At 62.9% G+C, this 22,828-nt stretch carries 22 protein-coding genes; 15 read left to right on the forward strand and 7 right to left on the reverse strand.

Going from position 1 to position 22,828, the window contains the following annotated elements; translation table 11 throughout:
• Nucleotides 1–183: 183 nt before the first annotated feature.
• The 4 genes from V1279_RS07305 to V1279_RS07320 all read right to left on the reverse strand — a co-directional run bounded on the left by V1279_RS07305 (nt 184) and on the right by V1279_RS07320 (nt 3,770).
• Entirely contained in the window at nt 184–765 is a 582-nt protein-coding gene (locus tag V1279_RS07305) for a DUF2889 domain-containing protein (protein ID WP_334433876.1), read from the reverse strand.
• Between the two features lie 29 nt (nt 766–794).
• A complete protein-coding gene (locus tag V1279_RS07310) occupies nt 795–1,772 on the reverse strand; it encodes an NADPH:quinone oxidoreductase family protein (RefSeq protein WP_334433878.1) in 978 nt (325 codons plus the stop codon).
• A gap of 85 nt (nt 1,773–1,857) precedes the next feature.
• Nucleotides 1,858–2,931: an LLM class flavin-dependent oxidoreductase gene (locus V1279_RS07315; protein WP_334433880.1), complete on the reverse strand. Its 1,074-nt coding sequence runs from the start codon at nt 2,929–2,931 to the stop codon at nt 1,858–1,860.
• Between the two features lie 80 nt (nt 2,932–3,011).
• Nucleotides 3,012–3,770, reverse strand: coding sequence for a FadR/GntR family transcriptional regulator (locus tag V1279_RS07320; RefSeq protein ID WP_334433882.1), 759 nt, complete (start codon nt 3,768–3,770; stop codon nt 3,012–3,014).
• 154 nt (nt 3,771–3,924) lie between these two features.
• On the opposite strand from V1279_RS07320, the gene V1279_RS07325 reads away from it, so the two are divergent.
• From V1279_RS07325 to V1279_RS07360, 8 genes are all read left to right on the forward strand, one after another.
• Entirely contained in the window at nt 3,925–5,289 is a 1,365-nt protein-coding gene (locus V1279_RS07325) for an ABC transporter substrate-binding protein (protein WP_334433884.1), read from the forward strand.
• Nucleotides 5,286–6,185: a carbohydrate ABC transporter permease gene (locus V1279_RS07330; protein ID WP_334433886.1), complete on the forward strand. Its 900-nt coding sequence runs from the start codon at nt 5,286–5,288 to the stop codon at nt 6,183–6,185. The genes V1279_RS07325 and V1279_RS07330 overlap by 4 nt, the downstream gene beginning before the upstream one ends.
• Before the next feature lie 8 nt (nt 6,186–6,193).
• Nucleotides 6,194–7,021: a carbohydrate ABC transporter permease gene (locus V1279_RS07335; RefSeq protein WP_334433888.1), complete on the forward strand. Its 828-nt coding sequence runs from the start codon at nt 6,194–6,196 to the stop codon at nt 7,019–7,021.
• Nucleotides 7,022–7,025: 4 nt separating this feature from the next.
• On the forward strand, nt 7,026–7,817 hold the full coding sequence (locus tag V1279_RS07340; RefSeq protein ID WP_334433890.1) for a shikimate dehydrogenase family protein: 792 nt from the start codon (nt 7,026–7,028) through the stop codon (nt 7,815–7,817).
• A 135-nt stretch (nt 7,818–7,952) separates the two neighbouring features.
• A complete protein-coding gene (locus tag V1279_RS07345) occupies nt 7,953–8,366 on the forward strand; it encodes a DUF3830 family protein (protein ID WP_334433892.1) in 414 nt (137 codons plus the stop codon).
• A 2-nt stretch (nt 8,367–8,368) separates the two neighbouring features.
• Nucleotides 8,369–9,307, forward strand: coding sequence for an allantoinase PuuE (gene puuE, locus V1279_RS07350; RefSeq protein ID WP_334433894.1), 939 nt, complete (start codon nt 8,369–8,371; stop codon nt 9,305–9,307).
• 4 nt (nt 9,308–9,311) lie between these two features.
• Nucleotides 9,312–10,571 (forward strand): allantoate amidohydrolase, encoded by a 1,260-nt coding sequence (locus V1279_RS07355; protein ID WP_334433896.1) that lies wholly within the window; start codon nt 9,312–9,314, stop codon nt 10,569–10,571.
• A gap of 152 nt (nt 10,572–10,723) precedes the next feature.
• Nucleotides 10,724–12,094 (forward strand): hypothetical protein, encoded by a 1,371-nt coding sequence (locus V1279_RS07360; RefSeq protein WP_334433898.1) that lies wholly within the window; start codon nt 10,724–10,726, stop codon nt 12,092–12,094.
• A gap of 95 nt (nt 12,095–12,189) precedes the next feature.
• On the opposite strand, the gene V1279_RS07365 is transcribed toward V1279_RS07360, so the two are convergent.
• Nucleotides 12,190–12,738, reverse strand: coding sequence for a YybH family protein (locus tag V1279_RS07365; RefSeq protein WP_334433900.1), 549 nt, complete (start codon nt 12,736–12,738; stop codon nt 12,190–12,192).
• A 99-nt stretch (nt 12,739–12,837) separates the two neighbouring features.
• On the opposite strand from V1279_RS07365, the gene V1279_RS07370 reads away from it, so the two are divergent.
• From V1279_RS07370 to V1279_RS07380, 3 genes are all read left to right on the forward strand, one after another.
• Complete coding sequence (locus V1279_RS07370; protein ID WP_334433902.1) at nt 12,838–13,836, forward strand: LysR family transcriptional regulator; 999 nt, start codon at nt 12,838–12,840, stop codon at nt 13,834–13,836.
• Nucleotides 13,837–14,015: 179 nt separating this feature from the next.
• Nucleotides 14,016–14,726 (forward strand): cysteine hydrolase family protein, encoded by a 711-nt coding sequence (locus V1279_RS07375; RefSeq protein ID WP_334433904.1) that lies wholly within the window; start codon nt 14,016–14,018, stop codon nt 14,724–14,726.
• A gap of 2 nt (nt 14,727–14,728) precedes the next feature.
• On the forward strand, nt 14,729–16,363 hold the full coding sequence (locus tag V1279_RS07380; protein WP_334446253.1) for a regulator: 1,635 nt from the start codon (nt 14,729–14,731) through the stop codon (nt 16,361–16,363).
• Nucleotides 16,364–16,497: 134 nt separating this feature from the next.
• On the opposite strand, the gene V1279_RS07385 is transcribed toward V1279_RS07380, so the two are convergent.
• Nucleotides 16,498–17,352, reverse strand: a complete 855-nt coding sequence (locus tag V1279_RS07385) for a VOC family protein (protein ID WP_334433906.1) — start codon at nt 17,350–17,352, stop codon at nt 16,498–16,500.
• Nucleotides 17,353–17,425: 73 nt separating this feature from the next.
• Between V1279_RS07385 and V1279_RS07390 the strand changes: the two genes are divergently transcribed.
• Together V1279_RS07390 and V1279_RS07395 are read left to right on the forward strand one after the other, a co-directional pair.
• The gene (locus V1279_RS07390) at nt 17,426–18,730 is read left to right on the forward strand and encodes an NAD(P)/FAD-dependent oxidoreductase (RefSeq protein ID WP_334433908.1); all 1,305 of its coding nucleotides are present in this window, start codon (nt 17,426–17,428) and stop codon (nt 18,728–18,730) included.
• A 279-nt stretch (nt 18,731–19,009) separates the two neighbouring features.
• Nucleotides 19,010–19,309 carry an HU family DNA-binding protein gene (locus V1279_RS07395; RefSeq protein ID WP_057851696.1) on the forward strand — a complete coding sequence of 100 codons (300 nt, stop codon included), beginning with the start codon at nt 19,010–19,012 and terminating at the stop codon, nt 19,307–19,309.
• Nucleotides 19,310–19,509: 200 nt separating this feature from the next.
• On the opposite strand, the gene V1279_RS07400 is transcribed toward V1279_RS07395, so the two are convergent.
• Nucleotides 19,510–20,289: an SDR family oxidoreductase gene (locus V1279_RS07400; protein ID WP_334433910.1), complete on the reverse strand. Its 780-nt coding sequence runs from the start codon at nt 20,287–20,289 to the stop codon at nt 19,510–19,512.
• 383 nt (nt 20,290–20,672) lie between these two features.
• Here V1279_RS07400 and V1279_RS07405 point away from each other — a divergent pair, with 383 nt between their 5' ends.
• Nucleotides 20,673–21,518: a CmcJ/NvfI family oxidoreductase gene (locus tag V1279_RS07405; protein ID WP_334433912.1), complete on the forward strand. Its 846-nt coding sequence runs from the start codon at nt 20,673–20,675 to the stop codon at nt 21,516–21,518.
• 77 nt (nt 21,519–21,595) lie between these two features.
• A complete protein-coding gene (locus V1279_RS07410) occupies nt 21,596–22,828 on the forward strand; it encodes an MFS transporter (protein WP_334433914.1) in 1,233 nt (410 codons plus the stop codon).

Raw genomic sequence — 22,828 nt, forward strand, 5'->3', positions numbered from 1 at the left:
GGGTAGTTCGTGCGTGGCTGCACGGGAGCCATGGCCGCTCGGATGGATCGGAGTTGGAGCCCCGCTGGCAATAAAGGAAGCGGCGGCCATTTGCCACGACGGATGAGTGAGCTGCAGCACCAGCTCGACAGGCGACCTGCATGCGAGGTCGTCGATGCGGGAGCGGGATCAGACTGGCCGCAACTAATCCTTTGCCGTCGGCTTGGTCGCGAACTGCGGGAACATCGCGGCGACGACCGGTCCGTCGGTGCGCCAGGAATGGCAGCCGCCGATGAAGAATGGCCGCTCGCCGGAGTTCCGCTGGTTCTCCAGCGTGTCGCGGCCCTGCGGCTTCTTGCCGTAGGACATGGTCTGGTACAGCGTAGTGACGGCAGGGCCGAGCAATTCCATCAGATGCGTACAGGTTTCCAGCCGGCCGATCTTGCGGCGCACCGTCTCGCGCCAGCCGGGGCCGACGCGCTCGCCGATCAGGCGCTGCAGGATCGGCTCGACCTCGACGCAGGTCGGATAGGGCGTCGCGCGCATCATCGCTTCGGCCTCGCGAATGGTCATGCCGTCGTCGATTGCCAGGCGCAGGCCGATATCGTGCACGGGATCGCCCGGATTCAGTTCGCCGCGAAAACGATCGGCGCGCTGGGTGAAGGGTTTTGTGTCGCGCAGCCACGCCTCGACTTCCCAAAACCCGTCGTCGCGCAGAAAGCCTTCGCATTCGACGATGCGCGTATGCATGAGGCGGCGCGATTTATTGCCATTTTCCAGAGGCATCAGTTCGTATCCTGCATCGACGCATTACTTCAGACGAATTTGACGATCATCTTCCCGAGCGCCGATCGCGACTGCATGGTCTTGAACGCCTCGCGGAAATTCTCGAACGGCACGACCTTGCCGACCACGGGCTGCAATTTGCCCGATGCCAGCCAGTCGAACAATTGCGCCATCAGGCGGGTGTGAGTCTCCGGCTCGCGCTTCTGGATCTGGGCGAGATCGACGCCGAGCAGCGCGCCTCCCTTGAGCAGCGGCAGATTGAACGCCAGCGCTGGAATGGTGCCGGAGGCGAATCCGACGACGAGGTGCCGCCCGCGCCAGGCGATCGAGCGAAACGCCTGCAGCGATACTTCGCCGCCGACGGGATCGAAAATGACATCCGGCCCATGCCCGCCGGTCAATTCCTTCAGCGTATCTCGCCAATCCACCTGGGTGTAGTCGATGGTCTGATCGGCGCCGTGACGAACTGCAAAGTCGCGCTTCTCCGCCGTTGAGGCGGCTGCGATCACCCGCGCGCCCATCAGTCTGCCGATCTGAACGGCGGCGATGCCGACGCCGCCGGCCGCGCCCAGCACCAGCAATATCTCGCCTTCGCGCAGCGATGCACGGGCATCCAGCGCGTAGAGCCCGGTCAGATAGTTGGCCTGAAACGACGCGCCGGCCTCGAACGGAACCTGCGGCGGCAGATGCTTGAGCGCCGCAGACGGCACCGAAATGTATTCGGCAAGCGCGCCGGAGCGGGTCATGCCGATCACGGACATATCAGGCCTGAACGCGGTGACGTCGTCGGCAACGGCATCGACGATGCCGGCAAACTCCGTGCCCGGCACGAACGGCAGGGGGTCCTTGGTCTGATAAAGTCCTTGCACCTTCAAGCCATCGACGAAGCCGACCGCCGCGGCGCCGACCTTGACGCGGACGCAGCCTTCGGAAACGCCGGGCGTATCGATCTCCTTGATCGAGATGCCGTCGATCGAATTGTAGCTGTCGACAACCACGGCCTTCATGCAATTTCTTTCATGCGTTTTCTTCTTAGGCTCCAATGCATTACGCCGGCATCTTGAGGTGCCTGCAGATTCTTCGGGTGAAGTTTTACTCGGCCGCTTCGGCCTGCCGGTCGATCTCCAGCGCGCCCGCCTTGATGAGTGGAATGAGGTCGCGGCCGATTGCCATCGTGTCGTGCGGGTTCTCGAAACCGCGCAGCAGGAAGGAATGAATGCCAAGCCGGTAGTATTCCAGCACGGCGGCCGCGATCTGTTCGGGCGTTCCGACCAGGCACGACGTATTGCCGGGTGCGCCGGTGGCGCGCGCGATCCCCATCCACAGCCGCTCGTCATGGACGTCGCCGCGCGCCGCATAGCCGAGCAGGCGTTCGGCGGAATGGTTGGTCGGCTGCGGCGCGGCGCCGGTCTTGCGCTCGACGTCCGCCAGCAGGGCGTTGGCCTTGTCCCACGCCGCGCCCTCGGTCGCCGCCATGATCGGCCGCAGCGACATGTTGAATCCGACGCTGCGCCCGAAGGCCGCCGCGCGCCGGCGGAAATCCTGGACCCGCTCCCGCGTCTCCTTGAGCGGTTCGCCGAAGATCGCGAACACGTCGCAATGCCTCGCGCCCATCTCCAGCGCGCCTTCCGATGAGCCGCCGAAGAACAGCGGCGGGCAGGGCTGCTGGTACGGCTTGATGTCGGAGTAGCCGCCCTCGACGCGGTAGAACTCGCCGTGGTGGTCGATCGGGCTGTCGCTGGTCCAGAGCTTCCGCATCACGTCCAGATACTCGCCGGCGCGGCGGTAGCGGTCGTTCTTGGGCAGGAAGTCGCCTTCGCTGGCCTGGTCCGCGTCGCTGGTGCCGGCGATGATATGCAGCGCCATCCGGCCCTGCGTGAGCTGGTCGAAGGCCGCGACCTGCCGCGCCGCCAGCGCCGGCGCCACCGAGCCGGGCCGGTGTGCGATCAGGAACTTGATCCGTTCGGTGTGGTCGGCCGCATAAAGCGCAATCGCAAAACCTTCGGCGGCGGAGGCGTAATATCCAACGAGAACAGAATCATAGTTCCACTGCTCGTGTAGGCGGGTGAAGTCAATCACCCACTCCCGCGATATCTGTCCTTTGATCAGGTGAACCGCGACGCCCTCCTGTTGAGTGCCGATCATTCCGATGATTCTTGCGGGCATGGGTGTTTCCCCGGTCCTGAATGTTTGACTGGAATGAAACGCACAACACCAAGGGAAAGCAAGCGCTTAGGGCTGTTCCGTTACGCGTCGTGTTCACGGCTGGCATCCGCTGCCGCCATCGCTTCGCCATGCCGGCGGGACAGAGCCGAGGTAATATTGCGCTCGGTCAGGTCCATCAGGCGATGCATCGCGCGCCGCGCGCCATCCGGATTGCGCGCCCATATCTCGTCGAGGATGGCGCGGTGATAGGGCAGGCTCTTGCGCGGCGCACCCGGATTCAGCGTCGAAAGATCGAACGACATCCGAAGTGCCGCTTCGACGGTGGCGCCGAAGGCGACCAGAAAATCATTGCCGGTCGCCGTCAGGATGCCGCGGTGGAAGCGCAAGTCGGGGTCGGAATAGGCGCGGCTGTCCATGCCGGCGGCGTCCATCTCGCGATAGGCCCGTTCGATGCGGGCGAGATCGGCATCCGAACCGCGTTCGGCGCAGATAGCGCAGGCCTCCGGCTCGACGATCCGCCGCACCTGCGTGAGCTGCCGGGCGAACTCTTCGGTGGGACGCAGCGCCCATGTCCACTCCAGAAGCTCCGCATCCAGCATGTTCCAGTTGATCCGCTCGCGGACATGCGTGCCCGCCTTCTGCCGCGCGGCGATCAGGCCTTTTGCCTTGAGGACGGACAGTGATTCCCGGATAGAGGTGCGGCTGACCTTGAATTGCGAGGCGAGTTCGATCTCGCGCGGCAGCGTCCAACCCTCGTGCCATACGCCGGAGACGATGAGCTTGGCGATCTCGCGCGCGATGTGGGTGTTGGACCGGCGGAGTTCGATGTCCCTGGGCAAATCGTGACCCTCAAGCCTTGAAATAATATTGTCTGCTTTATTGCGGTGCGATGTCAATTCATACCATGAAAATAGCCAATTTTAGCGAAGCCTCCTTTTGACAGTCTATTTTATGTCGGTCATATTGTCGAAAAGACCGCCCAGGGAGGCTGCCATGACCAAGAAGAATTCGAGCCATAAATCCGCAGCCGTCAGCCGCCGAACGCTGCTTCAGGCCGGCGCCGCCACAATCGGCGCGGCGGCGTTTCCGATGCCGGTCATTGCGCAGACAAAGCCGTTTGCCGGCGTCACGTTGCGCGGCGCATCGTTCCAGCACCGCTTCTTCACCCTGCTGCAGAACTACATCCCCGAGTTCGAGGCACAGACCGGCATGAAGGTCGATCTGCAGCTCTCGGCGTTTCCGGTCTACAACCAGCAGGCCAATCTGGAACTGTCGTCGGGCGGCTCGGCATTCGATTTCGTCAACGTCACCTTCATTCTCGCCGCGCGCTGGGTCGCGGCGGGCCTGCTCGCCAATCTCGACGAGTTCACCGGCGATCCCAACCTGACGCCGGCCGAGTGGAAGCCGAAGGATTTCGTCGAAGGCGCGCAGGTGCCTTACCGCGACGCCAAGGGCGCCACCTACGGCTATTCGTGGGAAGGCGGCGCCATGGTGATGGGCCTGTCGCGCATGGACCTGATGGAGAAGCGGGGACTCAAAATACCGAAGACCTTTGCCGAGCTCGAGCAGGTTTGCGCGGCGATGAACGGTGCGGACAACGTCAACGGCATCGTAAGCTTCCAGCTCCATCATTGGTGCCTGCCGCCTTACATCCAGGGTTTTGGCGGCAACATCTTCCGCAATCCGCCCGCCGACATCATGCCGACGCTGAACTCGCCGGAAGCGGTCCAGGCGATCGAATTCTACGCGAACCTCTTGAAGAACTACGCGCCGAAGGGTGTGCTGACCTATACCGAGGACCAGGCCCGGCAATCGCTGCTGACCGGCCGCTCCAACATCTTCATTCATTCCAGCGCGTGGATCACGCCGATCCTCATGTCAGGCGACAGCAAGGTCAAGGACACCTCGCGCGTCGTAAGGATGCCCGCTGGCCCGGCGCGCGACTGCCCGGCAGCAAATAGCCAGGGGCTCGGCATTCCCAAAAACGCCAAGAACAAGAAGGCTGCCTGGGAATTCATCAAATGGGCGCTCAGCCCGGAAATCTCGATGCGGCTCGTCAAGGAGCACGGCCATTCCTCGGTCTGCCGCAAATCCGTGATCGCGAGCGAGGAATATCGCCGGCTCAACACGATCAACGGTCAGGACCTCGGCGCGCTCTATCTCGAAGTGCTGGGACTGCCAGCGAAGGGCGAGAACTACATGGCCTATCGCACCGTGAAGGAATTCCCGATCGTCGGCGATGTCCTCAACAAGGCCTTCGAGCAGGTGGCGACCGGGCAGCTCCCCGCCCAGGCTGCGATGAACGCCGCGCAGGAGCAGGCGATTGCCAATATGCGGCGGGCCGGGACTGCGCTTTGAGTGGAAAAGGACTGGTCGACGCCGAGCGCCGCCGCTTCAACCGCTGGGCGCTGGCGCCGAGCCTGATCGTGCTGTTCATGATAGCGGGTCTGCCCGCGATCTATCTGGTCGTGACCAGCCTGACGCCGTTTCAACTGGTCAATCCCGGCTCGTCGACCGATTTCAGTTCGCCCTTGCGCAACTACCGCCTGCTGCCTGATGACCCACGCTTCGTCAATTCGCTGTGGGTGCAGGCCAAGCTGTCGTTCTGGGGCGTGTTGTTTCAGGTTCTGCTCGGCATGTTGCTGGCGCTCCTGCTGCACACGCAGTCGCGCGTCGTGGAATTCGCCCGCACCTTCTTCCTGATCCCGATGGTGCTGCCGCCGATCGTGGTGGCGATCATCTGGAAGCTGATCTACACGCCAGACATCAGCCCGCTCTACTACGCCGCAGGCCTGCTCAACATCGCGCTGCCGTCGCTCACCTCCAGCGTCGATTTTGCCCTGACCGCGATCATCATCGCCGACACCTGGGAATGGTTGCCGTTCACCTTTCTGATGGTGCTGGCCGCGTTGCAGACCATTCCGGACGAATTTTCCGAAGCGGCGCTGGTCGATGGCGCCAACCGGCTGCAGATCTTCTTTTACATCACGCTGCCCTTCATCACGCCGATCCTGGTGATCTCAGGCATGTTTCGCCTGATCGACAGCGTCAAGGCATTCCCGCTGGTGTTCCTCCTGACCGGCGGCGGGCCGGGCAGCGTCACTGAAGTAACGAACTACTATGCCTACCTGCTTGCCTTCGATTTCAACGAGATCGGCTATTCCAGCTCGGTCACGATCGTGATGCTGCTGCTGGTCGTGGCTGTCAGCCTCGGCGTGGTGTGGATGGGCCGCCGGCGGGAGGCCATGGCATGAGTGGAGGCATGAGTGGGCCTATCCGCCGTTCGGCCAGCGTTCGCCGGCTCGTTGCGATTGGCGTGACGCTGATCGTGCTGCTATCGCCATTCCTGTGGCTGCTGCAGATGAGTTTCAAGTCCAACGACCTGATCCTGCAGTTTCCGCCGCCCTTGATCTTCACGCCGACGCTGGAGAACTACACCTCGCTCTGGCAGGGCGCGTTCCCGGCCTCCTTCGTCAACAGCCTGATGAGCGCCTCGTTTTCGACCGCGCTGGCGCTCATTCTCGGAGTGCCCGCCGCCTACGCGCTGTCGCGATGGGCGGGGCGGGGCAAGCACGCGCTGAGCTTTGCGATCCTGATCACGCGGATGGCGCCGCCGATCGCGTTCACGATTCCGTTCTTCCTGTTCTATCGCTGGATCGGATTGCTCGACACCGTCACCGGGCTGGTGCTGGTCTACACCAGCTTCAACCTGCCGCTCGTGATCTGGATGATGCAGCCGTTTTTTGAAACCGTGCCGCAGTCGCTGGAGGAGGCGGCACTGGTCGATGGCGCATCGACCCGCGTCGTTTTCCTCGAAATCGTGCTGCCGATGGTGACGCCCGGCATCGCTGCCACCGCGATCCTGTGCTTTCTCTATGCCTGGAACGACTTTTTCTTTGCGCTGATCCTGACGCGGACGAATGCGCGCACCGCGCCGGTTGCCGTGGTCAACTTCATGAACTACGAGGGCTGGGAGTGGGGCAAGATCGCCGCCGGTGGATCGCTGGTGATGGCACCGGTCCTGATCTTCTCTCTCGCGGTGCGCCGCTATCTGGTGAGCGGGCTGACGGCCGGCGCCGTGAAAGGATAGTGCTATGCGGCTTCCGACCGGTGCCTCGCGGTTCGTGTTCATCTTCGCCCACCCGGCCGGGCATGTCGGCGCGCCGTGCCATTACACGCCCTATTTCCAGAGCAACGGGCTGGACTGGCATATGGTGCCGCTCGACATCGCGCCGGAAAATCTGTCCGAAACGATCCGCACCCTTGCGAAGTCGCCGAGCGTTGCCGGTTTCAACCTCACCATGCCGCACAAGCCGGCGGCGTTCGAGCTCTGTGACGCCGTCGGGCCGGCCGCCGAATTCGAGGGCGTGGTCAACACGATCCGGGTCGAGGGTGGCGGACGGCTGGTCGGCGAATCCTTTGACGGCGGCGGTTTTCTCAATGCCGCGCGCGAGAACGGGATCTTTGATCCGGAGCGTCGCTGCGTCGTGATCGGGGCTGGTGGCGCTGGCCGCGCGATCTGCCACGCGCTCGCTGCCGCCGGAGCGCGGCGGCTGCGAATTCTGAACGAGACGCGGGAGCCGGTCGAAACGCTTGCAGCAAAACTCCGCAACCGCTTCGCCGACCTTGAGATCAGCCTCGACGAAGAATTCGACGATGCCGGCCTGCTCGTCAATGCGACCTCGCTCGGGCTTCATCGGGCGGACGCCCTGCCGATGGACCCGGCGCGGCTACCCGATGATTGCGCGGTGTTCGATATCATTGCCGCACACCGCACCGAGTTCATGCAGGCTTGCGCCGCACGCGGCCTGAAAGTGGTTGATGGCGTCGCCATGATCAAACATCAGCTTCCGCTGCAGACCGCATTCTGGCGCGGCGAGGCCTGAGCGGCGGCGGACCAGGATGGCCGCGCCATCCTTGAAACCGCCTTTTGGGGCTGGAATGGCCCTTGCTTCCGTTATTCCCGGCTGTAATGGATACCGCTGAACCACTTCCTCAAATACATCCAGAAGAAGAGATCGATGAGCCAACTGATTGTCCGTGCCGGTGAATTCACCTTCCAGGCCCGTTTCGAGGAGCAACTGGCGCCCAAGACGGTTGCCGCGTTTCGCAAGGCAATGCCGTTCGAGAGCCAGGCGATCCACGTCCGGTGGAGCGGCGAGGGTGTCTGGATGCCGCTCGGCGATCTCGATTTCGGCGTCTCCTACGAGAACCACACCAGCTATCCCGCGCCCGGCCAGATCATTCTTTATCCCGGCGGCATCAGCGAGACCGAAATTTTGCTCGCCTATGGCGGGGTGCATTTTGCGAGTAAGATGGGCCAGCTCGCCGGCAATCATTTCATCACCCTGACCTCGGGGCTGGAGAACCTGACTGCGTTCGGCAAGACCGTGCTGTGGCAGGGTGCGCAGAAGATCCGCTTCGAGGAAATATAAGCATGGCCGCGCCGGCCTATCCGCGCGACTTCCGCGGCTACGGGCGCAACCCGCCCGATCCCAGGTGGCCCGGCAACGCGCGGGTCGCGGTCCAGTTCGTGGTGAATTTCGAGGAAGGCGGCGAGAACAATATTCTCGACGGCGATCGCGCCTCGGAAGCTTTTTTGTCCGATGTAATGGGTGCACAGCCCTGGCCCGGCCAGCGCCACGCCAATATCGAATCGATGTTCGAATATGGCTCGCGCGCCGGCTTCTGGCGGCTGTGGCGGACCTTCACCGAACGCAATTTGCCGGTGACCGTGTTCGGCGTCGCGATGGCGTTGAAGCGAAATCCTGATGTGGTCGCCGCCATGAAGGAGGCCGGCTGGGACATCGCCAGCCACAGCCTGAAATGGATCGAGCACAAGGACATGTCGGAAACCGAGGAGCGCGCCGAGATCGCGGCGGCGATCCGCGTCCACACCGAGGCCACCGGCGTGCCCCCGCTCGGCTGGTACACGGGGCGCTCCTCGATCAACACGCTGCGGCTTTTGATGGAAGCCGGCGGTTTGCTTTATCTCTGCGACTCCTACGCGGACGACCTGCCATACTGGATCAAGGCGCGCGGGTCGAAGCCGCACCTGGTCATTCCCTATACGCTCGATGCCAACGACATGCGCTTTATCAACCCACAGGGATTCGGCGGCGGGGACGAATTCTTCACCTACCTCAAGGACAGCTTTGACGTCCTTTACAGGGAAGGCGAAACAGCGCCGAAGATGATGTCGGTCGGCCTGCATTGCCGGGTCGTCGGCCGTCCCGGCCGCGCGGCGGCGCTGATCCGCTTCCTCGACTACATCGGACAGCACGAGCGGGTCTGGGTGCCGACGCGGCTACAGATCGCGCAGCACTGGCACGCCAATCTGGCGCATCTCGCTGACGACGCTTTCGACATTGGATGAAGCAATGCTCGGCGATGAAATCGTAAGCCGGATCAACCAGCTCGGGACAATTTCCGAGACGGGCGAGCATCTGGCGCGGATCTTCCTTTCGCCTGAACATCGCATCGCGGCGGATCTCATTCTGTCGTGGATGAGAGATGCCGGCATGGCTGCACATCTCGACGCCATCGGCAATGTCTGCTGCCGCTATGAGGGCGAACGTCCCGGGTTGCCCTGCCTGATGCTGGGTTCGCATTACGACACCGTGCGCGACGCCGGCAAGTGGGACGGTCCGCTCGGCGTGATTACGGCGATCTCCTGCGTCGCCGACCTGAACCGGCGGGGCGTGCGGATGCCGTTTGCGATCGAAGTCGTCGGTTTCGCCGACGAGGAGGGCGTGCGCTTCGCCTCCACGCTGCTCGGCAGCCGGGCGATCGCCGGAACCTTTGACGAAAGCGTGCTCAACGCGCGCGATTCAAGCGGCCTCACCATGCGCGAGGCCATGGTGCAGTTTGGGCTGGACCCCGGCCAGATCGGTACGGCCGCGAGGACGCGCCGCGAACTGCACGCCTATGTCGAGCTGCATATCGAGCAGGGGCCGGTGCTGGAGCAGCAGAACCTTGCCGTCGGCGTGGTGACGGCGATATCAGGCGCCACCCGGCTGGCGGCGAACCTCTCGGGCATGGCGGGACACGCCGGCACGGTGCCGATGGCGATGCGGCGCGACGCGCTGGCGGGCGCCGCCGAATGCATCGTCGCAGTCGAGCAGTTCTGCAAGGCCGACGGTGCAGGCCTGGTCGGCACCGTCGGCGTCATCAGCGCGATGCCGGGCGCGACCAACGTCATTCCCGGTCGGGCATCGTTCACGCTCGACATCCGTGCGCCGACTGATCCGCACCGCAAGCAGGCCGTCGCCGAGATCGTGCGGCAGATCGAGGTGATTGCGAAACGGCGTGAACTCTCGTTGCAGATCGACGTCACCCACGAAAACCGTACCGTGCCCTGCGCCCCATGGCTGAAAACGCAAGTGGCAGAAGCCGTTGCTGCCGAAAATTATCCCGTGTTCGAACTGCCGAGCGGGGCGGGACATGACGGCATGGCGATGATCGATATATCAGACGTCGCCATGCTGTTCGTTCGCTGCCGCGGCGGCATCAGCCATAATCCGGCCGAGCATGTCGAACTTGCCGATGTCGATGCCGGCGCGCGCGTGCTGCTGCGGCTGATCGAGAATTTCCGGCCGGGGAGTCAAACAAGGGAAGCGGGTGGGGCGGGGCAAGCGTAGCTGTTGGCTTGCAGCGGGTCATGCTCAAATGCCAAGATCGAACAACATGACAATTCGATGACAAATCACCGCGCTTTGACGGAGAGACGAATCAATCGTGTTTGGGTACCAACGCGTGACCTCGAAGCCTCGGACACCGATCATCCAAGCCTATGAATAGTGATATTTCATTTCCGTCACATCGCGAATACCGATTTTATCAGGGACTGTTTGCGAGCTGCATCGCCAACGTTATTCAGGGCGTCAATTTTCTCAGCGACCGGTTCCTGAGAAAGGCGCATCGCCTGTCGCTGGGAATCGATGAGCTGTACCGGCACGCGGTCGACAGCGCATTTTCTCCGCAGGAAGCCTTTCTCGTCACGGGGGCGCCGCACGCAACTGCCTATTATCCGCGGGACTTTGCCTGGTTTTATCCCGATGTTCTCGATCCCGAGACCATCATGGATTCCGAGGATGCCGTCCGCCGGGTTCGGTTGCTCGAAAAAAGCGTCCGGCTGATGCTGGAAGCCGTTCGCTCCAATGTCGTCACGACGACCATTATTCCTGCCGGAGGCGACCGGTATATCGGCGTCGACTACTTCTCACTGCCGTCGGATACGCTGTTGGGCATCCTCGCAGGTCTGCAGCAAATCATCGACGCGGATCAAAGGCAATCTTCCTATCTGGCGATGTCGCAAGGCGCGCATGCCGGCCGTCTGTTGCTTGCCGAGTATCGCGGGGATCTGAAGAAGGCGATACTTCAACTTGCGGAAGCGTTGGAGCCGTTCGAGGAGGGCGGCGTCACGGCTTTGCTGTGTGACGTAACCGCACCGCGTTCCGCGGCAACCGATACCCGCGCCGAACGCAGGCGTTTTGTCACCAATGCATGCGTTTACGCGACTTTTCTGCGCGGGATAAAACTCGGGGTGATTGATCGGATCGAGCTGGAAGCCGTGCTCGGACGCGAACTCCCGCAATACAAAAAGGAGCTGCTCCGGTTGTTCGGCAGGCCCGGCTACGTCAGGCATGCCTTGCACGCCGCCAGCGAGCCGCCGGCGTCTTCCATTGCGCTCGATTTCGTCAACGTGCACCAGGGATTTTGGGACTTGAGTGACGATGCCGAGCGCGCATTGTTCGCGGCAACGACGGATTTGATACTCGCCGAACCGCGATTTCGGATACCTGATACGTCTCACTTTCTGGTATCCGTGGATAATCCGCTGAACAAGATGATCCACAAGATTGCAGCGCCCGCCTACCAGGGACGTTCGTCCTGGCCGACGTTTAACGTCGAATTCGCCGATCGCATGCTGGAGTACGATGAACACTCCGGCACGCATAGATACAGGTCCTGCGCGCAGGACATTTTGCGCGATATTCGTACCGCGACTGAAACGCACGGCGGATATCAGGAGCTGTTATCCGAAAACGGTCAGAAATATCGCACATGGGCCTATCAGGGCGCGGTCGCTCACTCCTGGTTTCCGCGTTTTCTGTCGGTCTGGCGGCGGGCATTCGGGACCCCGCTGCTTAACGGGAATTAGAGCGTCGCTGTTCTTCTATCCGGGAGTTCCGGAGCCGACTGCAATCCCGACCCAAAGTGCGATGCCTGATCGAGATGGCAACGAACCGCGAAGCGTTACCGCCCGTCGAGATTTGCGCCGCGGGCCAGCGCGGCCGCGGTCTCAAGCCCGACGTGGCGCACGAGCGGATCGGCATGGCGATGGACCAGCCACCATTGCCCGCCTTGCCTGCGATAGACTTGCGTCACACGCAGCGACCAATCCTGGTCCGGCAAACCGCCGACTTCGCCGTGCTCACGCTCAATCATCGCAAGAACGACCAGATCGTCAGACGCATAGGACTGTACGAGTTCGAGCTTGGCGTCGCCATTCCTGAAGTAGCTCGCGAGCCGCGCCAGCCGTTCGGGACTCATATCGAAGCCGCGGCTGGCTTCACCGCCAAACGGCTGCATCAGCGTAAAGTCTCCTGCGATCCGCACCAGGCCGGACCACGTGTCCATGTCGCCACGCATGAAAGCCGAAGCCTGGGCCTCGGTCTTCCTGACGAGATCGGCAAGTTCCTGCTCCGAACGTGCCGGCGTTGGCTCCTGTGCGGCGCTGGCCGACAGCGGCATCGCGAGTGCGGCCTTCAGCGCCAAACGTCTCCAGCGGTTCGATTTGAACATTTCGGTGTCTTTCCATTCGGGTTGGGCCGGCGACTAACCGGCGGTGCTACCCAAATCCCATTTCAATCATGATGAATCCAGTGATATGATTTCAGCATTATGCTGAACCAAACTGACCTTTCCCGGATTGATCTCAACCTTCTCGTGCTGTTCGAGATCGTCTTTCAAGAGCGGCATGTCGGCCGGTCGGCGGAGCGGCTGCATCTTTCGCCGTCCGCCATCAGCCATGGCCTTGGCCGCCTGCGCACGCTGCTCGGCGATCCCTTGTTCCTCAAGACCCCGAAAGGCGTCGTTCCGACGGAGCACGCCCTCCAGCTCGCGACATCGGTAGCGGAAATTCTTGCACGTATTCGCGGGGTCGTTTCGTCGGCGACGCCGTTCGATCCGCGCCACTCGACGCGCCGCTTCATCATCGGCGCGCCGGATGGAATTTCGTCGGTCATCCTGCCTTCGCTGTTGGAGACGTTGCGGGAGGTGGCGCCGGGCGTCGACGTGGGTATCCGGCAGCTACTACCGACGCAAGGCTTCACGGCTATTAACCTTGCGTGGAAGGACGCGTTGAAGGAGCTCGAAGACCGGACGATGGATATCGCGATCATTCCCTTCGACGATATTCCGGTCCGTTTCCATAAACAGACGCTCTATGAGGAAGAGTTCGTCATTGCCGTTAGAAAGGAGCATTCGTTCCAGCGTAATCCGACCCTCAAGCGCTACTGCGAGATGGAGCATCTCGTCGTTTCGCATACCGGTGACGCTTCCGGGTTCGTGGACGCTGAACTCGCCAAGAAAGGCTTGGCACGGCGTGTTGCCCTGACCGTACCGAATTTCATTTTCGCGCTGTCGGTGCTGGCCGAAACCGAGATGGTCTCCGCGCTGCCGCGACGGTTCGTGGAGATCCATGGCGAGCGCTTCAATGTCTTCCCGGTCAAGGCGCCGCTGTCGCTGCCGCGCTTCTCGATCAATGCCGTTCTTCCAAAAGTGGCGATGATGGATGCGGGGCTTGCCTGGCTGGTCCAGTTGTTGGGACAGGTGCGAACAGGAAGCGGCGGATCATCAGTTCCTCGATCGGGCAAACGGAATCGCGGCATGCACAGCTAATGAGCAACTGCCCGCCCGCGATGCGTTTGATGAAGGCGCGCGGAGTTCGGCGTCGGGCAATAACAGTCTGACAATACAATTGATTTTTTTTGAAGCCGTCGCATGATGCCATTGTACACAATGGCATGCGCCTTGCTTGACTTACCCCGGACAGTTCTCTCGTTCGGGGCGCATACGTCATGGCGAACTCAAGAAAGCTCGTAGCGGAGCCGGAGCCGATCGAGCTCGACTGGGCGGCGACCGGGCTTCTCATCATCGACATGCAGCGCGATTTCATGGAGCCGGGTGGCTTCGGCGAGACGCTCGGCAATGACGTCAGCCAGCTTGCGCGGGCGGTAAAGCCGATCACCGCGGTGCTGGATGCGGCGCGCGCGGCCGGCATGTTGGTCATTCACACCCGCGAGGGCCATTTGCCCGATCTGTCGGACGCGCCGCCGGCCAAGGTCGAGCGCGGCGCGCCATCCTTGCGCATCGGCGATCCCGGGCCGATGGGGCGCATTCTCATTCGCGGCGAGGCCGGCCACGACATCATTCCCGAACTCTATCCGCTCGACAGCGAGATCGTGATCGACAAGCCCGGCAAGGGTGCATTCTACGCCACAGAGCTTAGTGACGTTCTGCAGCGCTATGGCATCGAGAATTTGCTGGTCTGCGGCGTCACCACCGAAGTCTGCGTCAACACCACGGTGCGCGAGGCCAATGACCGCGGCTATCGCTGCGTGGTGTTAGCAGATGGCTGCGCATCCTACTTTCCCGAGTTTCACGAGATGGGCCTGAAGATGATCAAGGCCCAGGGCGGCATCTTCGGCTGGGTCTCGGACTCGGCCGCGGTGCTGGACGCACTTTTACCGGAGATTCCAAGAACGGCAGTAGCGGGGGGATTACGATGAGCATGGGCACGACGGGGACTGCAGGTACTTCAGGATTCAAGCCGGCCTTGTGGACGCCGGGCGACTGGAACGCGTTGTTCGGTTTTGGCACCAACATTCTCGTCAACATGCTGGTGCTGACCGGCCTGTTGCGCTTCGTGCTGAAGATGCCTGATAGCATCGTGTTCGGCCGCATCCTGCCGGCGCTCGGCCTGATGATGTGCCTCTCCACCTTTTACTACGCCTACCTCGCTTACAGGCTGGCGCAGAAGACCGGCCGCAACGACGTCTGCGCGCTGCCGTCGGGCGTCAGCGTGCCCCACATGTTCATCGTCACCTTCGTGATCATGCTGCCGATCACTCTCAAGACCGGCGACCCCGTCAAGGGCTGGTCGGCCGGTCTCGTCTGGGTGTTCTTCCAGAGCTTTATCCTGATGATCGGCGGCTTCATCGCGCCTTATATCCGAAAGATCACCCCGCGCGCCGCGCTGCTCGGCACGCTCGCCGGCGTCTCCGTCACCTTCATCTCGATGCGCCCGGCGCTGGAGATGTACATGACGCCGCAGATCGGGCTGGTCTGTTTTGCCATCATTCTGGTGAGCTGGTTCGGCGGCGTGAAATATTGGAGAGGCATGCCGGCCGGCCTCGTCGCCATCGCGGCCGGCATGCTCATCGCCTGGGGTTCGAACCTGTTCGGTCTCGGCCTTGGTGGGTTGAGCCTGAAGGGCGTCGGCGACGCCTTTGCGAACTTCGGCTTCTCGGTGCCGTTACCTGCCTTCGGCCAGGTCTTCTCCGGCTTTGAATTCCTCGGCATCATTCTGGTCACGGCAATTCCGTTCGGCATCTACGACCTCGTCGAGGCCATGGACAATGTCGAAAGCGCGGAAGCGGCCGGCGACGAATATCCGACCACGCGGGTGCTGACCGCGGACGGTGTCGTCAGCCTGATCGGCTGCCTGATGGGCAATCCCTTCATCAACGCTGTTTACATCGGCCATCCCGGCTGGAAGGCGATGGGCGGGCGGATCGGCTATTCCGCGGCGACCGGCCTCATGGTGGTGCTGCTGTCGTGGTTCGGCATCATCTCGGTATTGCTGGCGCTGGTGCCTGTGGTCGCGATCTCGCCGATCCTGCTCTATATCGGCATGCTGATCGGCGCGCAGGCGTTCCAGGCCACGCCGGTCAAGCACGCGCCTGCGGTCGTGCTGGCATTGACGCCGCATCTCGCGGCGTGGGCGAAGCTGCAGATCGACACCATGCTGGGATCGACGATCACGGCCGCGCAGAGCGTTGGCGGTCTGGCCGCCGACAAGGTCGACGCGGTCAAGACCGCAGCCATCGCGTCGCTGCCGCAGCAGGGCGTGCTCTATCGCGGCCTCGAAGTGATGGGCGGCGGCTCGATCCTCGCCGGCCTCGTGCTCGGCGCGATCGGCGTGTTCGTGATCGAGCGCGATTTTCTCAAAGCTTCGGCCTTTGCGCTGGCCGGCGCCGTCATGACCTATTTCGGCTTCATGCACGGCGAGGCCGTCGGCATCGGCGTCACGCCGGGCGTGGCGCTGGCCTACGTGGTGATGGCGGCCGGACTGTTCGCGCTGGCGAAGAGCAGCCCGAGCGCGAGTTACAGTTCGCAAGTGCCGGCGGCAGCACCGGCGGAGTAGCAGGCTGTCGCATTCCCCGGACGCTGCGCAGCGCGTCAGCGGTGCGCTGCAGAGCCGGGGTCCATGCCGCAGCTGGGTCCCGGCTCTGCGAAGCAGCGTTTCACGCTGCATCGCGTCCGGGACACGCACCATTCCTAGCCCTTCACGAACGCCAGCATCGTGCCGTTGCCTGCAGCCGGCGGCACCACAACCCCGTCAGCGCTTTTCACGCCGACAGCACCCAGCGCTTTCTCCGCCGCAGCGACATCGGCCGCGATCACAAGCCCCGCGCCGCCACGCTCGGGCAGTCCCGCCAGCGGGACGTCAGGGTAGCGGGTACCGAGCTGGGTCTTTGTCAGGAATACGAAATCGGCGCGGTCGCCGCCCGAGGGAACCGCAATGACACCGTCCGGTTCGACCCTTGCCTCACGATCGATCATGCTCGCGAGTTGCGCGGCGTCGTCTGCCGGCTCCGGGGTTACGATCAGCACCTGCTTCAGGCGCTTGGCGCCATTGGCATGCTTCATCAGTTCAGGAATCCACACCGTCTCGCGCGTCTTGTGCTGGCAGGCAAAGATGCGCACGCCGCCGGGCGCTTCCGCCGTTGGCCATTGGAAGGTCCGAAACTTCGCGGCAGACATGCTGCCATCCGGCATCGTCACCGGCCGCTCGAAGTCGGTGGGTCCAACCGGCGTATAACCGCGCGCGCGAATTTCCTCGGCGCCTTCAGCCGAGTCCACCGCCGTGAAGGCAATGCGCTCGATCCCTTCGCCGCTCGTTTCAAGAAACGCCCGCGCCGGAGCATTATGTTCTGTCGGCGTCAGCACGCCGAGCAATTCCATATAGTCAGGGTCGAACATGATGGTGTAGTTGCCCGATCCCATATGGGCGCTGTGGGTGCCGCGCGGCGACACCGAAAAGCCGAGCCGTTTGTAGTTTTCGGCTGATTTGTCGAGGTCCTTCACCATGACCACGGCGTGATCGATTCCGATGACGTTTTTGAGTGCCACTTCTTGTTTCCTTGGGCTTCGTTAGCGGGCTAAACTAAGCAGAACGATCAGTTGCCTGCAAGAAAGGATGCCGATGAATACGAGCAACGTCCGCTGGCCTTCTTCGCTGTGGGCGGCCGTGACGCCATCGGGGCCTGAATTGCCTGAATTGACCGGCACACAAGAGGTGGACGTGATCGTGATCGGCGGCGGCTTCACTGGCCTTTCCACCGCGCTGCATCTGCGCGAGGCGGGCGTAGATGTCGCGATCGTCGAGGCGGCGGAGCCGGGCTGGGGCGCCTCGGGGCGCAACAACGGCCAGGTGATCCCGACGCTGTCGCGGCCCGATCCGGAGGACATTGTCGCCAAACACGGCGAGGCGGGAGAACGTTTTGTCGGCATGCTGCGCGACAGTGCTTCTTATCTCTTCGACGTGACAAGGCGCTACAACATCGATGCCGAAGGGGAGCAGGCCGGCTGGGTTCAGCCGGTGCATTCGCCGGGTCGCATCAAGATTGCCGAACGGCGGGTGCGGCAGTGGTCGAAGTTCGGCGCGCCCGTTGAGCTGCTCTCGCGCGAGCAGACGCGGAACATGCTCGGCTCCGATGCATGGTTCGGCGGCTTCTGGAACAAGACCGGCGGCCACATCAACCCGCTGGCGCTGGCCCGCGGTCTCGCGCGCGCCGTGCTTGGGCTTGGCGCACGCATCTACGCGCGCTCCCCGGCCGAAAGCTTCGAGCGCCGCAACGATCGCTGGGTGGTGAAGACCGCGAAGGGTGAGATCTCCGGCCGCGCGTTGGTGGTAGCGACCAACGCCTATAGCGGCGAATTTTCAAAGTCGCTGGTGCCTGACATCGCGCGCGAGGTGATGCCGGTGCTGTCCTGGCAGATGGCGACGCAGCCCTTGTCCGACAACGTCCGCAAGACCATCATTGCCGGCCGGCAGGCGATGTCGGATACCCATAGCGAGCTCTATTTCGCGCGCTATGACGCCCGAAGCCGGCTCGTCACCGGTGGCGCGGTGATCGGCCCCGGCAACAAGGTCGAACGGATCAAGGCGCGCGTCACCGAACGCCTGCAGCGGCTGTGGCCGCAGATCGGCGAGGTCTCGTTCGATTATATCTGGAACGGCTATGTCGGCATGACCACGGACTTCCTGCCGCGCATTCACAAGCTCGGTCCCAATGCCTATGGCTGGACCGGCTGCAACGGCCGCGCAGTCGCGCTGACGATCCCGCTTGGCAGTGAACTGGCAAAGGCCGTCCGCGGCGTGCCGGAAAACGAACTGGCGCTGCCGTTCACCGAGCCGGTGCCGATCGTAGCGCACGGCATGCTGCGCAAGCTCGCGCCGCTGATGCTGCTGGTCTACCGCCGCAGAGATGCGAGGGAGATGGCGTGATGCCGGCGCCGCCGTAGCACTTCTCCCTTGCCCCGCTGTTGCGAATCGAGACCAGCGAAGCTGGCTCCTGAAGGGCGGGTTTGCCAGGAAAAGCGCCGGATGAGGTGTCTCAAAGCCCTTAAAAACAGGGTTCGGCGGCTTCGGAGGCCTAAAAACCAGCCAAAATTGGACGAATCAGTTCAACTCGACTAGCGAGATAGCTGTGCAGAATGTCGGAAACCCTGTTTTTTAGGCGGTTTCCGCCATATCGTCGCCTGTGCCAGAATCAATGGAGCAACCATGGCTACCCAAATGTCTAAGTCGCAGCTGATCGAAAAGATCGCGACCACCACCGAAGTTTCGAAGAAGGAAGTCAAGAACGTGATGGACACGCTCGTTGACGTTGGCCACAAGGAGCTCAAGAAGAACGGGGTGTTCCTCGTCCCCGGCTTCGCGAAGTTCGTCGTGGTCAAGAAGCCCGCGACCAAGGCTCGGAAGGGCACCAACCCCTTCACGGGCGAGGAAATGATGTTCAAGGCCAAGCCGGCCCGCAAGATCGTCCGGGCCCGCCCGGTCAAGGCCGCCAAGGACGCGGTTTAAGAAGAGCGAAAAGGCCCCCGGCGACGGGGGCCTTTTTGTTTGGCGGCTGGGCGCTTTCCCCGGATGCTGCGCAGCGGGCCGCGTTAGCGGCGTGGTGCGCTGCTGATCCGGGGTCCACATGCCGAAGGGTCCCGGCTCTGCGGAGAAGCGCTGCACCGCGTCCGGGACACGAGAGACGGATTGGCAAAAGCGATATCGGCTTAAACCACCGGCGAACGGCCGCCATCGACATTGATGGCGGTGCCAGTGATGAACGATCCCTGCTCGGAAGCGAGGAAGCAGGCCAGGTTGGCGAATTCCTCCGCCGTGCCGATGCGCCCCAGCGGGGTGCCCTTGGCGAGGTTTTTCGCAAATACCTCGAAGTCCATCTCCGGCGCCTGCGCCGCGTGCCGCTTCACCCATTGATCGCTCATGATCAGGCCGACCAGCATGGCATTGACCAGGATGTTGTGCTCGCCGCCTTCGCTCGCCATCACCTTGGTCAGCGCCATGCCGGCCGCCCGCGATACCGAGGTGGGCGCCGACGAGGCGGCCGGCGCCTTGGCGTAGGTATTGAGCACGTTGATGATGCGGCCCCATTTGCGCGCCTTCATGCCCGGCCAGACCAGCCGGCTGAAACGGATCGCGGCAAACAGTTTGAGATCGAGGTCTTCCTGCCAGGCTTCGTCGGAGATGTTCTCGAAGGTCATCGTCCGCGCGGTGCCCGCGTTGTTGACGAGGATGTCGACAGGGCCGAGATCGGCGGTGATCTTGTCGTGCGCCTTCGAAATGTCCGAAGCCTTCGAGACGTCGCAGACATAATCGCGAACCTCGAGGCCGTCCTTGACGAGCAGCTCCCGCGCGGCCTTCAGGTCTTGCGCGCCGCGCGCCAGCATCGCGACCTTGGCGCCGGAGACGGCGAATTGCCGCGCGACGGCGAGCCCAATCCCCTTGCTGCCGCCGGTGACGACGGCGACGCGATCTTTCATCGTGACTTGCATGTTGTTCTCCCGATCGCGGTCTTTGATGCCGCTGGTCAGGCCGATGCCGATGATCGGCCGATCATGCCATCATGGTTCCGCGGGCCGGCATGATCAAGCAGCCTGCAGGTGAGGGCAGCTTCGCGCTTCACGCATCGCGCCGATTGGCGACGGCGTCGCCGCGGACGGGATCGGCAGGGGAGGGATTGTAACGCGCCGCTCGCGGCCGATGACGACCACGTGATCACCAGAAATACCATCCGGTTCGGAACGCGTCTTCGAAAGGATTTTTCCCGTTTGCCGCCGCCGGGAATGGCATCGTTGCTATTTTCACCGCGGGCTTGTTGCGACCGGCAGGCAGACCAAGATCAAACAGAACAAACAATGGAGTCCGGGAGACCACCATGGGCCTGCAGCAAGCAAAACTCGAATCGCTTCCCTTCGTGACGGCCGAGCTGAACTATCTCGCGCCGACACCGGGAAAACCCCGCACCTACGCCTTCGATCCGCCGCCGGGCGAACCCAAATCGACCGCGCTGCCCGAACCGCACAACGTCCCGATCTTCGACGCGCGCCTGATCGCCGGCAACCTCTCTTTGGACCGCGAAGGTTTTGCGCTGGTCCGCCATCCCACCATCGTCAAGAATTTCTACGACGATAAGGAAGTCAGAAGCGTCTACTATCCCGCCGTGGAAGCCTTCCTGAAAGCGACGCTCAAAGCTGACCGCGTCTTCATCTTCGACCACACCGTGCGCAAGCGCGTGGAGGGTGCCGCCGATATCAGGGGCGCCGGTCCGCGCCAGCCCGCAACGCGCGTCCATGTCGACCAGACCGACAGTTCGGGCGCCAATCGCGTTCGCGAGCATCTGCCCGATGAGGCGGACAAACTTCTGAAGGGACGCGTGCAGGTCATCAACGTCTGGCGGCCGATCCGCGGTCCGCTGCGCGATACTCCGCTTGCGATGTGCGACGGTCAAACTGTCGAGGCGGGCGATCTCGTCGCCTCCGACCTGATCTATCCGAACCGCAGCGGCGAGACCTATTCCGTAAAATACAATCCGAACCATCGCTGGTACTACATTCCGGAAATGCGGACCGACGAGGCGCTGCTGCTGAAGTGCTACGATTCCGCAACCGACGGCCGCACGCGGTTCGGGCCGCATACCGCGTTCATCGATCCGACCACGCCGGTTGATGCTGCCCCGCGCGAAAGCATCGAGCTGCGGACGCTGGTGTTCCACCGGAACTGAACGGCGCGACAGGCGGATTCGCATTCCCACCCTATTGATGATACCTCGCCCCAAACAGTTTTGGGGCGAGACGGCTCATGGACGGCAAGGCCGATGGCGCGGATATTAACATCCGCGCCCTGATTTTCGCGCTGCTGGCGCTGGCCTGCGGCCACATGCTGTCGACGCTCTTGCGCACTATTCCGGCGATCAGCCTCGATGTGATGGCGGCTGACTTCGCTACGGCCCCGCAGACGCTGGCGAGCCTCACCTCGATCTATCATTTCGCCTTCGCCGCCTCGCAGATTCCGGTCGGCGCCGCGATGGATCGCTTCGGCGTGCGCCCGGTTTCCCTGAGCCTCCTTGCCGGAACCATCGTCGGCGCGCTGGCGTCCGGGCTCGCGACCGGGCCGGAGGGCTTTCTGTTCGGGCAGTTCCTGCTCGGCGTCGCCACCTCGGGCATGCTGATGTGCCCGATGACGCTGGCCGCCAAGCAGATGTCGGCGGCGCGCTTTGGCCTGTGGTCGGGCATCATCCTGTCGATCGGCAATATCGGCATGCTGTTGTCGGCAAGCCCGCTGGCTTTTGTCGTCGAACTCTGGGGATGGCGCGCGGGATTCTGGATCTCCGCAGGCTTCGGCGCTGTGGTGGCGATTGCGGTGTTCCTGCTGGTCCCGAAACAGCCGGCTGCGCATGCGGACCGATCTTCGCCGCTCTCACAAATGGCCGAGGTGCTGCGCATCGGTCTCTCGTATCAGCTTCGCGGCCTGATCGCGCTGGCGCTGGTGTCGCTCGCGGCCTCGCTGGTGCTGCGGGGATTGTGGGGCGGCCCATGGCTGATGGAGATCAAGGCGCTCGGCCGCATCGAGGCGGGCAATATGCTCGGCCTGTTCACGCTCGCCTTGATCGCTGGCCCCGTCCTGATGGGGATTCTCGATCGCAGCATCGGCCACCGCCGCGAAGTGCTGGCTGCCACGCATTGCTTTGCCGCGCTGCTGCTCGCCCTGATGGCGGCCGGCGCACCGCATTATCCGCTGTCCGAACTGCTCAGTGTGAAGGCCATGCCGGCCCAGATCGACGGCGCGCTGTTCGCCCTGATCGGCATCGCCATATCGACGCAGCCATTGCTTTACGGCATGACGCGGCAGCTCATAGACGCGCAGAATGCCGGCAAGGCGCTGTCGGCAATCAATCTCGCGTTCTTCCTTGGCGCGGCGCTGATGCAATCGACGACGGGCGTGGTGGCGACGATCTTCGGCCTTCCTGCAGTGCTGCTATTCATGGCCGCGACCTTGATCGTCGGGACGATTGTGTTTTTGATGCATACCTGA

Source organism: Bradyrhizobium sp. AZCC 1610, assembly GCF_036924515.1.
GTDB lineage: Bacteria > Pseudomonadota > Alphaproteobacteria > Rhizobiales > Xanthobacteraceae > Bradyrhizobium.

Bases quoted from the DNA above. Each gene is read 5' to 3' on its own strand.
- V1279_RS07310 (WP_334433878.1), bottom strand. From the start codon at position 1,772: ATGAAGGCCGTGGTTGTCGACAGCTACAATTCGATCGACGGCATCTCG.
- V1279_RS07380 (WP_334446253.1), top strand. From the start codon at position 14,729: ATGGGCACGACGGGGACTGCAGGTACTTCAGGATTCAAGCCGGCCTTG.
- V1279_RS07305 (WP_334433876.1), bottom strand. From the start codon at position 765: ATGCCTCTGGAAAATGGCAATAAATCGCGCCGCCTCATGCATACGCGC.
- V1279_RS07405 (WP_334433912.1), top strand. From the start codon at position 20,673: ATGGGCCTGCAGCAAGCAAAACTCGAATCGCTTCCCTTCGTGACGGCC.
- V1279_RS07315 (WP_334433880.1), bottom strand. From the start codon at position 2,931: ATGCCCGCAAGAATCATCGGAATGATCGGCACTCAACAGGAGGGCGTC.
- V1279_RS07345 (WP_334433892.1), top strand. From the start codon at position 7,953: ATGAGCCAACTGATTGTCCGTGCCGGTGAATTCACCTTCCAGGCCCGT.
- V1279_RS07325 (WP_334433884.1), top strand. From the start codon at position 3,925: ATGACCAAGAAGAATTCGAGCCATAAATCCGCAGCCGTCAGCCGCCGA.
- V1279_RS07390 (WP_334433908.1), top strand. From the start codon at position 17,426: ATGAATACGAGCAACGTCCGCTGGCCTTCTTCGCTGTGGGCGGCCGTG.
- V1279_RS07360 (WP_334433898.1), top strand. From the start codon at position 10,724: ATGAATAGTGATATTTCATTTCCGTCACATCGCGAATACCGATTTTAT.
- puuE (WP_334433894.1), top strand. From the start codon at position 8,369: ATGGCCGCGCCGGCCTATCCGCGCGACTTCCGCGGCTACGGGCGCAAC.
- V1279_RS07365 (WP_334433900.1), bottom strand. From the start codon at position 12,738: ATGTTCAAATCGAACCGCTGGAGACGTTTGGCGCTGAAGGCCGCACTC.
- V1279_RS07370 (WP_334433902.1), top strand. From the start codon at position 12,838: ATGCTGAACCAAACTGACCTTTCCCGGATTGATCTCAACCTTCTCGTG.
- V1279_RS07355 (WP_334433896.1), top strand. From the start codon at position 9,312: ATGCTCGGCGATGAAATCGTAAGCCGGATCAACCAGCTCGGGACAATT.
- V1279_RS07375 (WP_334433904.1), top strand. From the start codon at position 14,016: ATGGCGAACTCAAGAAAGCTCGTAGCGGAGCCGGAGCCGATCGAGCTC.
- V1279_RS07340 (WP_334433890.1), top strand. From the start codon at position 7,026: ATGCGGCTTCCGACCGGTGCCTCGCGGTTCGTGTTCATCTTCGCCCAC.
- V1279_RS07400 (WP_334433910.1), bottom strand. From the start codon at position 20,289: ATGCAAGTCACGATGAAAGATCGCGTCGCCGTCGTCACCGGCGGCAGC.
- V1279_RS07335 (WP_334433888.1), top strand. From the start codon at position 6,194: ATGAGTGGGCCTATCCGCCGTTCGGCCAGCGTTCGCCGGCTCGTTGCG.
- V1279_RS07395 (WP_057851696.1), top strand. From the start codon at position 19,010: ATGGCTACCCAAATGTCTAAGTCGCAGCTGATCGAAAAGATCGCGACC.
- V1279_RS07410 (WP_334433914.1), top strand. From the start codon at position 21,596: ATGGACGGCAAGGCCGATGGCGCGGATATTAACATCCGCGCCCTGATT.